This is a genomic window from Sphingobium sp. (genome assembly GCF_049304695.1).
Taxonomy (GTDB): domain Bacteria; phylum Pseudomonadota; class Alphaproteobacteria; order Sphingomonadales; family Sphingomonadaceae; genus Sphingobium.
Genome location: NZ_JBAQOK010000092.1, coordinates 21,070 through 33,095 on the forward strand (window position 1 = coordinate 21,070; position 12,026 = coordinate 33,095).

The window sequence follows — 12,026 nt, forward strand, 5'->3', positions numbered from 1 at the left end:
GACCCATGTTACGGCATGAAAATGCTGCGCGGCATATATGGTCGTTACGTATAGGAAACTGTCCCGAAAATGCTGGGGAATGGCCGCCTTCCCTGATGGAAAGGCGGCCGGGCGACCCGCCGGCGCGGGATCAGAGATATTTGAGCCACCAGATGTCCTTGCGCCGCTGCTTGAGCTGCGCGAACCACCGCGTCGGAAAGTAAAGCGGCACGATTAGCAGCGCGACCCAGATCCATACGGTGGACAGGTTATCCACGCCGAACACCTTGCCCTTGGTCGGGCCATACAACAGCAGCGCGATGTTGTAGATCAGCTTGAGCGTGTAGAGATGCAGGATGTAATAGAACATCGGCGCGCTGCCCAGCAACGCCAGCCGGGGCATGACGGCGCTCTGTTCAAACCGCTCGAACAGAGCGAGCAGCAGGCACCCCGTGCCGATCGTGGGCATCAGGAACAGCAAAGAGGGCGGATATTTGGTCAGCGCCAGAAAGCTCATGACCGTGCGCAGCGGCGTTTCCGCCACGAACCACGGCTTGTCCCCGTAGATGTTGAGCGTGCGGATGACGACGAAGCCGATAATCAGCCCCAGCCCCAGCATGACGAGGCGTCGGATGCGCGGTGCCGGGTCGCTGCCACGCGCGAACCAAGGGCCGCAGGCATAGCCCAGCAGGATCACGCCGATCCATGGCAGCACTGGGTAAGTGGTCTTGATCGTCAGTCCGCCCATTTCGATCAGGGACCGCTGATGCAGGATCGCCCAGGCGACATAGGCCGGTTGATCGGCGGTCAGCTTGATCGGGTCGAGCAGATTGTGCAGGCACACGATGGCCAGGCCCACCGCAAACTGTGCCCTGCGCGGTAAGTGTAGCAGCGCGGCCAGTGCGACCATGGAAATGCCGATGGCCCATATGACCTGAAGCCAGATGGCGCTTGGCGGAAAGGCTGGCGCTTGCGTGGGCCAGGCGTAGCCTACCACGGTGATTTCCAGAAACAGCAGGAACAGCCCGCGTTTCAACAGAAATTCCGAAACCTGTCCCTTGCTGTGGGACTGGCCGTACAGCCAGGCCGACAGGCCGGTCAGCGCGACGAAGGTCGGCGCGCAGAATGTGGACAGCAGCCGGGTGAAGAACAGGCCGGGATCTGTCGTGTTGGCGTCGACAGGGTCGGTGACCTGCAAATGCAGGAAGAAGGTTTCCCGCACATGATCGACCAGCATGAACAGCATGACGAGGCCACGCAGAGCGTCGATCGCGATCAATCGCGTGCGCGCCTTGGCCGTCGAAACCGCTGACGCAGTGGCCGGGTTGTAGGCTATGGGTGGGATGTTGCCCGCAATGCTGTTCATATCACTGTCTCCCCTGCTCTTCACGCGCCCTTGGGCAGGAAGAGGTCTTTATAATAGCCGACCGTCTTGACGGTCACGGTCACGGGCGTTTCGCCCTTGTTGCGGAAATACCATCCATGCGTGCCGTCGAAGGGCGCGGTGAACTGGCCCTGCCCACCGGTCATCGCCAGCTCCTTCCAATAGTCGGTGAAGGCTCCGTCGGTCGCACCGGTCTTTTCCCCGTGCATCTCGGCCTTTACCGCGCCGCCCGTGGACTTCCATGTGAACAGGAAATTGTCACCCGTCATCATGTGGGCCTTCACTTCCTGACCGCTATGAGGGGCGAGCGTGATCGTCTGTTCATCCTGTCGCCATGCGGTGGTCCGGGCGATGGATGCCTTGGTCGGTATCGGGATGGCGCTTTGCGCTGCCGCTGCCGCCGTCGTCGGCGCGGCCGGGGCGGTCCCAGTCTCCTTGCCCGCTACCATGCCGTTCAGGCCCAGCGCACTGCCGATGCCGGTCGGGTCGATGCCATATTCGGCCGGCAGCACGAACAGCGTCAGGATCGCACCGGCGGCGATCGCCGCGCCTGCCGTCGCCCGCATCAATGCAGCGGGGGATGGTGTGATGCGGGTAGGAAGGGTCGAAGCGGTCATGTCATGCCCCTTGCGTATAATAGCCGGCCAGTTGGTAGCCGATCAGGATGAAGCCCGCCGCCATGAGCGCCGCGTTGGCGCGCAATGCACTGCGTTGGAAATTGCCGGTCATGCGCCACAGGTTCATGAGGATCAGGATGACGGTCAGCGCCATCAGCTGGCCCATCTCGACACCGACGTTGAAACCTATGAGATTATATATCATCCCGTCTTTCGCGAGTGTCAACTCCTGCAATTTGGTGGCCAGGCCCATGCCGTGGAAGAAACCGAAGATCAGCACCGCGATCCTGGGATTGGGCGATATGCCAAACCATGTGCGGAATCCGTCCAGATTGTCGATCGCCTTGTAAACGACCGACAGCACGATGATGGCGTCGATCAGGAACGGGTTGGCCCGGATGTCGAGCATGACGCCCAGCAGCAGCGTCGTGCTGTGCCCGACTGCAAACAGGGTCACATAAGCTGCGACATCCTTCATCCGGTAGAGGAAGAATATGACACCGGCCAGGAACAGCAGATGGTCGTGTCCGGTGACCATATGTTTGGCCCCCAGATACATATAGGGAATGATGTTGATGCCCGACGCGCCTTCGATGAAGGCGCGATCGTCCTCGTTCACGCCATGCGCCATGCCGGGCACATGCAGCGCCAGCAGGACCATCCCCGCCAGCACCAGCGTGGCCAGCCAAAGGATGGAGGCACGCGGCATGGGAATGGTCCGGCCCGACATCTACTTGGGCTGGAAAGTGGCGAAGATGCGGGTGCCGCTCTTGTCGACCAGCGTGACGACCAGCTTCGCGCCCTTGACCGTCTTGAAACCCGGCGCGGACAATTTATTGCCACCCGCCGCCGTCAACGCCGCATCACTCTTCTTGCCCGCAACAGTCTGGGTCAGCTTGGCGGTATAGCCCGCTGCTGCCAGCGGCTCATCCTCTTCGCTCAGATAGACATCGATGCCTTTGGGCGTGGCGACCAGTTCCATCATGGTTTCGCCCGACATCTGCACCATGCCGCCATGCTGGGGCTTCATGCTGCCATGGGCGATCGCCATCGTCGGCGCGGCCATCAGGGCCAGGGTCATCAGGCCAGCGTGTAGGATATTCTTCATACGCTCAAATCCTCGTTATATGTGGTTCTTACTCAGGAAGATGCGGCAAGATGAACGACAGCGCTGCGCGATGTTCCATATGGTCCGCCTTCGCCTTGTCGTCGCTCGGCCCGACATAGATCGCCATCAGGACGTTCAGCCCCTGATTGCGCAGCCTGATCGTCGCGGTGCCATCGGCAGCGGTCTTGACCGCCACCTCGTCCGGGTCGTTCACATAATCGGCCATGATGGTCGCGCCTGCGATCGGCTTGCCCTTGTAATAGGCGCGCACCTTCATCGGCTGGCCCATCTTCTGCGGGATGGCGGTATCGACCGGCACCAGTTGCAGCGTATGACCCGCCAGCATCGGCACAGGCTTGATCGGCATCTGCGTCAGGTGGACGGCATATTTCCAGTTATGCTCCGCCAGCGTGGCCGTGGGCACCTCATCACGCCCCTTGTTGTGCCACTCGCCATCAGGCGTCTTGCTCCACAGGCCATAATCCATGATCGCGGCGACGATGGCGACCGGTTCTTCGCTATCGACCACCGGAATGGCGCCTGCGGTGCGCAATTTGGTAACGACCGGCGCGCCGTCTGCGTCATATCCTGTGACGGACGTGATTAACGGCAGGCGCTTGACCGCGTCCAGATCGTCGGCGCCCACGCCATAGACGAGGGCAAGTTGGCGCGCGCGCTGTGCAAACCAGATGCCATGGGCATCGGCAGGCGCGGCGGCGGCGGTCATCAGAGAGGCGGTAAGGGCTGCGGTGACCAGACGGGCGAACGGCATTGCGGAAACTCCTCGATCTTGGATAATCCCAATGCGTCGAGGCTATGGTGGCCACACCACCGATTGTTCCGAATATGACTGTTCCGCTACATGAAAATATCAAAGAAGTGGCACAGGCAGCGCGCCGGTGCGTTTGGCGGATGGATCAGGCCCGAAACACGACTGTGCGCGTACCGTTCAAAAACACCCGTCCCTGCAGATGATGCTGCACTGCACTCGCCAGAACGCGCCGTTCGATGTCCCGCCCCTTGCGCACCAGATCCTCTGGCGTATCGGCATGGTTGATCGCTTCGACATCCTGATGGATGATCGGCCCTTCATCCAGGTCGGCGGTGACATAATGGGCAGTCGCGCCGATCATCTTCACGCCGCGCTCATGCGCCTGATGATAGGGCTTGGCGCCCTTGAAACCGGGCAGGAAGCTGTGGTGGATGTTGATGCAGCGGCCAGACAGGAACCCGGCCAGATCATCCGACAATATCTGCATATAACGGGCCAGCACGATCAGGTCCGCGCCGCTCTGCTCGACGATGGCCTTAATCTGCGCTTCCTGCTGCGCCTTGCTATCCTTGTTCACCGGCAAATGATGGAACGGTACATCGTCGATGAGCGATATGGCCAGTGCCTCGCGCGGGTGGTTGGACACGATGCCTGCGACATCCATGTCGATCTCCCCGATGCGCCAGCGGTAGAGCAGGTCGCCAAGGCAATGATCGAACCGGCTAACCAGCAGCAAGACCTTCTGTCGATCGCCATTGCGACGCAGGGTCCATTCCATCCCGCGGGCGATCGCGACATCGGCAAAGGCGGTGCGCAGCCTGTCCGCGCTGCCCAACGCCGCCTCGAACTCCACCCGCATGAAGAAGCGGTTGTTCAGCCGGTCATTATATTGCTGGGCATCGGTGATGTTGCCCCCTGCTGCGCCAGAAAACCGGCGACATCGGCTACAAGGCCGGGCCGGTCGTCGCATTGCAGGGTCAGGGTGCAGGTTTCGGTCACATAATGTCTCCGCCATGGGCAGGATCGCCCATGCGTTTTCCTTAGCGTCGCCGCAAGCCCCGGACGTATCGGGTGACAGGATCGGCTTTGCTGTTGTAGAACAGGGTAAGGATGGAGCAGGATGATGGCGATTATATCGGACCCGGTGCTGCACGGATACTTCCGGTCCACGGCAACCTATCGCGTGCGGATCGCCCTGAACCTGAAGGGCGTTTCCTATACCGACACCTTCCATGACCTGCGTGCAGGCGAGCAGCGCAGCGCGGATTATCTGGCGCTCAATCCGCAGGGGTTGATACCCGCGCTGGAAATCGATGGCGCGGTACTGACGCAAAGTCTGGCGATATGCGAATATCTGGACGAGACGGTCGCAGGGTTCCGATTGCTACCCGACGATCCCTTGCGCCGCGCCCAAATACGTGCGGCAGCGCAAGTGATCGCGTGCGACACGCATCCGGTGCAGAACCTCAAAATATTGCAGCGACTGCGTGGCCTGGGGCTGGCTGAGGCGCAGGTGACCCAATGGGCGCGGCAAGCGATTGATGAGGGGCTGGATGCCTTCGACCGACTGATAGCGCAGCAGGATGGGCGATATTGTTTCGGTGATCGGGTCACGCTGGCCGATATTTTTCTGGTGCCGCAATTGTTCAACGCCCGGCGCTTCGGCGTCGATCTGCGCTGGCCACGTTTGATGGCGGTGGAGAAGGTGTGCCAGGCCATGGATGCGTTCAGGCGCGCGGCACCGGAACATCAGGCTGACGCTTAGTAGCGACGCGGCGCATGGTCCCATTCCGCACGATATGCCGAAAAGGGGATATCACGCGATCTTGATACAGCGGCGCAACCCCGATAGGCGTCATAATATGTCCATGCTGCGATCCTCTTCGCGATTTCGTCTCGGCGCGATGCTGTGCATCGCGTTGGCTGCGTTGTTCGCCGGCATGGGACTGTCGCGGACGATGGACCGGATGCAGCACGAATCGGGATCGACGCAGCAGCACGGCCATATGCTGTTCGGCGGCCTGTCGGTCGAAGAAGCCCATGATGCCGATCATGATGGCCCGCAGATGCAGGATGCGGACGAGCAAGACCCTCTGCCCGAAAGCCATCACCATCATCATGGCGATAGTGGTTCCGGCATGATCCCTATCGCCCAGTCCGCCATGGCTATGCTGCTGCTGGACAGCGCGCGTCACGGCCTGCCGCAGGATAATGTACGGGCCGGATCGGCCATCGATGGGCCAAAGCGCCCGCCCAGACAGGGTATCAGCAGCGTCTGAACCCATGTCGCGATGGCGGCGTGGGACTTGATCCACGCCCTGTCGCGAGTGTTTTTCCATGTCATCCCCTTTCCGTCCGGGCGGCGCGCTGGCTATCAGCCTGCTGCTCGCTCTGACCAGCCTGCCACCTGCGTACGCGCAGGATCTAACGCTGACCGATGCCCTGTCGCGGGTGGCGCAGGCTGATCCCGCCATTGCCGTCTCCGCCGCGCAGCGTGCGGCCGCCGACGCATCCATCCGTCAGGCCGATGTCCGCCCGCAGGACATCGTAACCGTTGAGGTCGAGGATTTCGCGCGCACCGGCGGTTATACGCCCGTCGCCAGTTCGCAGACGACCGCCTGGTACGAACGCAGTTGGGAACGCGGCGCGAAGCGGCAGGCGCGGGTCGGCACGGCCATGACTGAGCGCGACGTGACCGAGCAGCGCGGTCGGTTGCGCCAACTCGATCTGCTGGCGCAGGCGCAGGTCGCCTGGGTCGAGGCACTGGCGGCGGATGCGGAAATTCCGATCGCGCAGGAAAAGCTGAATCAGGCTCAGCGGCTGGAGCGCGAAGTGGCGCGGCGCGTGGGGCGTGCGCTCGACCCGCTGTTCGCGCTGGAAAGGGCGCGCACGGCGCTGGCACAAGCGCGGATCGCGATGGAACAGGCGATCGAAAAAGCCCGGATCGCGCGTGCATCGCTGGGCGCATGGTGGGGTGCGTCGGACGACATCCGATTGGATAGCAGCAGCTTTTCTCAGCTTTCTGCCGAAACGCCGGGCGATGCGCAGCCGGTGGACACTGTTCTGCTGGATGCCGAAAGGGATGCGGCGGCGGCGCGGGCGCGGCTGGCGGCGGCGAACAGCCTGACCGATCCGACGGTGCGCGCGGGGCTGCGCCATTATGGGCAAGGCAATGACCTGAGCGTCGTGTTCGGCGGATCGATCCCGTTAGGGGGCCGCCGGACCCAGCGGGGCAATGTGGAACGGGCCGAAGCCGAACGCCGCGCCGCCGAAGCGGAAATCGCCGTCCTGAAAGTGCAGTCGAAGCGCGAAATCGACCGGCTGCTGGCACAGCGCGCCGCCATGGTGATGGAGATCAAACGCATTGATTCCCAGGTGTTACCAAGCGCCGAACGGGCGGTCGTGCTGGTGCGCGATGGCTATAATCGTGGCGGCACCGCTTTCACCTTTCTGGAAGTGGCGCAGGCGCAGCAGGCGATGATCGACGCCTATGACCGGCGCATCGTGCTGCTTCGCTCCTATCATCTCGATGGCGCACGTCTGGACCGATTGACTGGCCGCCACGTCCCCCTTCTTTCCAGCGTGGAGAATCGCTGATGTCCCCTTATCTGAAATTGGCTGGCGTCCTGTTGGCGACCACGATCCTGAGCGCGTGCGGCGAAACGCCCCCGCCCGCCGAAAAAGGCGAACATGGCGCGGCGGAAGCAGAGTTTGAACGCGGCCCCCATGGCGGACGCATGTTGCGCGACGGGGACTTTGCCGTAGAGATTCAAATTTTCGAGGATGGCGTGGAGCCGGAGTTCCACGTCTATGCCTATAGAAATGATAAGCCGGTCGCGCCGGGTGAGGTAAAGCTGAACATCGACCTCATCAGGTTGGGCGGCAAGATCGACCGCTTCGCCTTCGCCCCACAGGAAGATTATCTGCGCGGTGGCGGCGTGGTGAAGGAGCCGCACAGCTTCGATGTAAAGGTTCGTGCGGTGGAGGGCGGACGCACCCACAATTGGACCTATGCATCCTATGAAGGGCGCACGATCATCTCCGCCTCTGCGGCGAGAGCGGGCGGCGTAAAGTCAGAAAGGGCAGGGGCGGCCTCCATCGTCGAACTGATCGACATGTCGGGCCGGATCGAAATCACGCCCGAGGGCGAGGCGGACGTTCGCGCCCGCCTGCCCGGCGTGATCCTGTCGATGAACGGAGAACTAGGCCAGACTGTGCGGCGCGGCCAAACCCTATTGCGGGTCGAATCCAGCCATTCGCTTCAAACCTATGCCGTGACCGCGCCGATCGGCGGCACTATCGTGGAAAAGAACGCGAATATCGGTGACGTCACCGGCGACCGCGCCCTGTTCGTGATCGCTGACCCCAAAAAGCTGCACGCCGAATTTTTCGTCTATCCGCGCGACGCCGAGCGGGTGAAGCCAGGTCAGGCGGTGGCGTTGCGCAGCCTGTCGGGTGAAGCGCGGTTGACGGGCGAGGTGGAGGCAATTCTGCCCACGGCCGACCTTGCCAGCCAGACGCTGCTTGCCCACGTCCATCTGCCTGAATCGGCCGCGGCTCAATTTCGTCCGGGCATGGGGGTAGAGGGTAGTTTCTCCGTAGCGCAGGCGCAGGTGCCCCTGGCCGTGCGCACAAAGGCCATCCAGCGTTTCCGTGATTTCGACGTCGTCTATGCCAAGGTCGGCAACGCTTATGAGGTGCGGATGCTGCAACTGGGCCGTCGCACCCCGGAATGGACGGAGGTGCTGGGGGGTCTGGAACCCGGCACGGACTATGTAACCGACGGGGCGTTCCTGATCCGGGCCGACATCGACAAGTCGGGGGCCAGCCATGACCATTGATGCCGTGACGGCCGGTCCCCGGCGCGCTGTGCTGGAGCGGGTTATCGCTTCCGCCATCCAGTTTCGATGGGCGGTGCTGGCCGCCGTGCTGCTGCTGTGCGCCCTTGGCATCTGGAGTTTTCAGCGGCTGCCTATCGATGCTACGCCAGACATCACCAACGTCCAGGTCCAGATCAATAGCGAAGCGGTGGGCTTTTCCCCGCTGGAGGCGGAACAGCGCATCACCTTCCCTGTGGAGACAGCGATCGCGGGTCTGCCGGGACTGGAATATACCCGATCGCTCTCGCGCTATGGCCTGTCCCAGGTCACCGCTGTCTTTGCCGATGGCACCGACATTTATTTCGCACGGCAACTCATCAACGAACGGTTGCAGACCGCCCGGTCTCAACTGCCACCCGGCGTCGAACCGGAAATGGGACCGATCGCCACCGGCCTTGGCGAAATCTTCATGTATTCGCTGGAAGCAAAGCCCGGCGCGCGCAAGCCCGATGGTACGCCTTACACCGCCGAAGATCTGCGCACTTTGCAGGATTGGGTCATCCGCCCGCAATTGCGCAACACTCCCGGCGTGACGGAAGTCAACAGCATCGGCGGGTTCGAACGGCAATATCATGTGACGCCCTTGCCCGACCGGATGGCTGCCTATGGGCTGGCGCTGGACGATGTGGTTGATGCGCTGGGCCGCAACAACGCCAATGTCGGCGCGGGCTATGTCGAACGCTATGGCGAGCAATATCTGGTCCGCGTGCCGGGGCAGGCAAGCGGTATCGATGACCTTAAATCCATTATCGTCACCAACCGGGGCGGGGTGCCGATTCGCATCGCCGATGTGGCGGACGTCGGCATGGGCGAGGAATTGCGCACCGGGGCCGCGACCGAAAATGGCGAGGAGGTCGTGCTGGGCACGGTCGTCATGCTGGCCGGTGAAAACAGCCGTATCGTTGCACGCGCAGCGGCGGCGCGGCTGGAGCAGGCGGCGAAGGCGTTGCCTGCCGGCGTCCGGGCGGTGTCTGTCTATGACCGCACCGATCTGGTCGAACGGGCGATCTGGACCGTCGAAAAAAATTTGCTGGAAGGCGCGCTGCTGGTCATCGTTGTCCTGTTCCTGCTGCTCGGCAATGTCCGCGCGGCGCTGATCACGGCGGCAGTCATCCCGATCGCGATGCTGATGACGATCACCGGCATGGTGCAGGCGGGCGTATCAGGCAATCTGATGAGTCTCGGCGCATTGGACTTCGGGCTGATCGTCGATGGCGCGGTCATCATCGTGGAAAATTGCCTCCGCCGCTATGGCGAGGCCCAGCATGGGCTGGGGCGTTTGCTGACACGCGATGAGCGATTTGCGCTTGCGGCATCGGCCACGTCGGAAGTCATCCGACCGTCGCTCTTTGGCATGCTCATCATCGCACTTGTCTATGTGCCGATCTTTGCCCTGACGGGGGTGGAAGGCAAGATGTTCCATCCCATGGCGATCACCGTGGTGATGGCGTTGACCGCCGCGCTCATCCTGTCGTTGAGCTTCGTGCCTGCCGCCATCGCGCTGTTCGTGACGGGCAAGGTGGAGGAGAAGGAAAGCCGCCTCATGCTCTGGGCGCGCCGGATCTATGAACCGACACTCGACAAGGCGCTACGTCTACGCAAGGCGTTCGCAGCGGGGGCGATGGTTCTGGTCCTCATCGCCGGTTTGGCGGCAAGCCGAATGGGGTCGGAATTCATCCCGAACCTCGATGAAGGCGACATCGCCATGCACGCGCTGCGTATCCCCGGCACCAGCCTGACGCAGGCGATCGCGATGCAAAGGACGGTGGAAGCGCGGCTCAAGCGTTTTCCCGAAGTGGAACGCGTGATCGCGAAGATCGGCACGGCGGAGGTCGCGACCGATCCGATGCCGCCATCCGTCGCCGATACCTTCATCATGCTGAAGGATCGCGGCGACTGGCCAGACCCGCGCAAGCCCCGCACGACGCTCGTGGCGCAGATGCAGGAAGCGGTCGAGCAGATACCGGGCAATAATTACGAGTTTACGCAGCCGATCCAGATGCGGTTCAACGAACTGCTTTCGGGCGTGCGAGCGGATGTCGCAATCAAGGTCTTCGGGGATGACCTGGACGAACTTCTTCGCGTGGGGCAGGAGGTGGAGGAGGTCGTCGAGCGTATCGACGGGGCGGCAGATGTCGGCGTGGAGCAGGTGACGGGCCTGCCAGTGCTTCAGATCACACCCGATCGCGCGGCGCTGGCGCGACTTGGCCTCAATGTCGGGGACGTCCAGAATGTCGTGTCCATCTCTATCGGTGGCAAGCAGGCGGGCGAAATGTTCGAAGGCGACAGGCGCTTTCCCATCATCGTGCGCCTGCCCGAGGATATGCGGCGCAAGGTGGACGAAATCGGCCGCCTGCGTATTCCGCTGGGCGAAGGTGGGACTGGGCCACGCGGCTTCGTGCCGGTACAGGACGTAGCAAAGGTGGAGGTTGTGATCGGCCCGAACCAGATCAGCCGTGAGGATGGCAAGCGCCGCGTGGTCGTGACCGCCAATGTGCGGGGCCGCGACCTTGGCTCCTTCGTGGAAGAATTGCAGCGCAAGGTGGATGCGGAGGTGACTGTGCCGACCGGCTATTGGATCAGCTATGGGGGGACGTTTGAACAGCTGATCTCTGCGACCAAGCGGTTGCGTCTAGTCGTCCCAGCAGCGCTGCTGCTCATCCTGGGGCTGCTCTATGCGCTGTTCCGATCGATGAAGGATGCGGCGATCGTCTTTTCCGGTGTACCGCTGGCGTTGACGGGTGGCGTCGCGGCGTTGCTGCTTCGCGGCCTGCCACTGTCCATATCGGCCGGGATCGGATTTATCGCACTGTCCGGGGTGGCCGTGTTGAACGGCGTGGTGATGCTCAGCTTCATCCGCACGCTGCGCAGCGATGGCATGACATTGGACGTGGCGATCCGTGAAGGCGCGCTGACCCGGTTGCGACCAGTGCTGATGACCGCACTTGTGGCCAGTCTGGGCTTCGTGCCGATGGCGTTCAACGTCGGCGCAGGGGCAGAGGTGCAGCGACCGCTCGCAACCGTGGTGATCGGTGGGATCATCTCCTCGACGCTGCTGACACTGCTCGTGCTGCCCGCGCTTTATCGTCTGGTCCATGGTCGGCGGGATGCTTGATTTGGCATCAGCGATTCGCTCAGGTCTAACAGACATGAACGGTTGCGCGCATCTTGAATGGCATGGGGAGCGGGTGTGGGATATGGCGTTTTTGGGTATATTTTTATGACGTTGGTTGGAAAAACGTTTGTTCTTTGCATTTTTGTTATTGACCGAATCTGAGTGTGGACC

10 protein-coding genes and 1 pseudogene are annotated in these 12,026 nt (G+C 62.2%); 5 read left to right on the plus strand and 6 right to left on the minus strand.

Annotated elements, in window-relative coordinates; genetic code table 11:
- Positions 1–130 precede the first annotated feature (130 nt).
- From WA070_RS17430 to purU, 6 genes and pseudogenes are all read right to left on the minus strand, one after another.
- Positions 131–1,345 (minus strand): DUF1624 domain-containing protein, encoded by a 1,215-nt coding sequence (locus tag WA070_RS17430; RefSeq protein WP_422635173.1) that lies wholly within the window; start codon positions 1,343–1,345, stop codon positions 131–133.
- A 20-nt stretch (positions 1,346–1,365) separates the two neighbouring features.
- Positions 1,366–1,980 (minus strand): hypothetical protein, encoded by a 615-nt coding sequence (locus tag WA070_RS17435; RefSeq protein ID WP_422635174.1) that lies wholly within the window; start codon positions 1,978–1,980, stop codon positions 1,366–1,368.
- Between the two features lies 1 nt (position 1,981).
- Entirely contained in the window at positions 1,982–2,689 is a 708-nt protein-coding gene (locus WA070_RS17440) for a HupE/UreJ family protein (RefSeq protein ID WP_422635175.1), read from the minus strand.
- Positions 2,690–2,710: 21 nt separating this feature from the next.
- Positions 2,711–3,088, minus strand: coding sequence for a hypothetical protein (locus WA070_RS17445; protein ID WP_422635176.1), 378 nt, complete (start codon positions 3,086–3,088; stop codon positions 2,711–2,713).
- Positions 3,089–3,116: 28 nt separating this feature from the next.
- The gene (locus WA070_RS17450; RefSeq protein WP_422635177.1) at positions 3,117–3,860 is read right to left on the minus strand and encodes a DUF4198 domain-containing protein; all 744 of its coding nucleotides are present in this window, start codon (positions 3,858–3,860) and stop codon (positions 3,117–3,119) included.
- 145 nt (positions 3,861–4,005) lie between these two features.
- A pseudogene (gene purU, locus WA070_RS17455) lies at positions 4,006–4,859 on the minus strand (formyltetrahydrofolate deformylase).
- A gap of 121 nt (positions 4,860–4,980) precedes the next feature.
- Here purU and maiA point away from each other — a divergent pair.
- From maiA to WA070_RS17480, 5 genes are all read left to right on the plus strand, one after another.
- Positions 4,981–5,625 carry a maleylacetoacetate isomerase gene (gene maiA, locus WA070_RS17460; protein ID WP_422635178.1) on the plus strand — a complete coding sequence of 215 codons (645 nt, stop codon included), beginning with the start codon at positions 4,981–4,983 and terminating at the stop codon, positions 5,623–5,625.
- A gap of 97 nt (positions 5,626–5,722) precedes the next feature.
- The gene (locus tag WA070_RS17465; RefSeq protein WP_422635179.1) at positions 5,723–6,139 is read left to right on the plus strand and encodes a hypothetical protein; all 417 of its coding nucleotides are present in this window, start codon (positions 5,723–5,725) and stop codon (positions 6,137–6,139) included.
- A gap of 58 nt (positions 6,140–6,197) precedes the next feature.
- On the plus strand, positions 6,198–7,457 hold the full coding sequence (locus WA070_RS17470; RefSeq protein WP_422635180.1) for a TolC family protein: 1,260 nt from the start codon (positions 6,198–6,200) through the stop codon (positions 7,455–7,457).
- On the plus strand, positions 7,457–8,701 hold the full coding sequence (locus WA070_RS17475) for an efflux RND transporter periplasmic adaptor subunit (RefSeq protein WP_422635181.1): 1,245 nt from the start codon (positions 7,457–7,459) through the stop codon (positions 8,699–8,701). Before WA070_RS17470 ends, WA070_RS17475 begins: the two co-directional genes overlap by 1 nt.
- 28 nt (positions 8,702–8,729) lie before the next feature.
- A complete protein-coding gene (locus WA070_RS17480) occupies positions 8,730–11,855 on the plus strand; it encodes an efflux RND transporter permease subunit (RefSeq protein ID WP_422635183.1) in 3,126 nt (1,041 codons plus the stop codon).
- Positions 11,856–12,026 lie beyond the last annotated feature (171 nt).